We start from the raw sequence: 454 nt of genomic DNA, 5'->3' as shown, positions 1-454 counted from the left end.
CGGCCTCGGTGCCCAGCGCGATCAGCAGGTGGGACTTGCCGGTGCCCGAGTCGCCGATCAGGCAGAGCGGATGGCTCTTACGTACCCACTCGCAGGTGGCGAGGGTGTTGATGGTCGCGACGTCGATGTTCGGGTTCACGCTGTAGTCGAAGGCCCGCAATGACTTCTCGCGGGGGAACCCGGCGGCCTTGATCCGCCGCTCCGAGCGCCTGCGGGCCCGGTCGTCACACTCGGCCAGCAGGAGCTCCGCGAGGAAGGCGCGGTAGGACATCTGCTCACGGGATGCGGCCTCGGCCAGGTCGGGGAACTGCCCGCGGATGGTGGGCAGCCGCAGCATCCTGCATGCCTGGTCGATGGCCGTGGTGGCGGCTTCTTCGGTCAGGCCGCGGTCGCGCTGGGTGCTCATGTCGCTTCTCCCTCGCTCGGAGTGCTCCCGCCGCGGCTCTTTCGCAGC

The 454-nt window shown here is 69.4% G+C and carries 1 protein-coding gene; it reads right to left on the bottom strand.

The features are described from left to right. A partial coding sequence (locus V2J85_RS40670) for an ATP-binding protein (RefSeq protein WP_330824399.1) occupies positions 1 to 406 on the bottom strand: 406 nt, incomplete at its 3' end. Between the last annotated feature and the right edge of the window lie 48 nt (positions 407 to 454).

It is taken from the genome of Streptomyces bugieae (genome assembly GCF_036352915.1).
GTDB classification, from domain to species: Bacteria; Actinomycetota; Actinomycetes; order Streptomycetales; family Streptomycetaceae; genus Streptomyces; species Streptomyces endophytica.
This window is presented reverse-complemented; position numbering and strand designations above follow the sequence as displayed.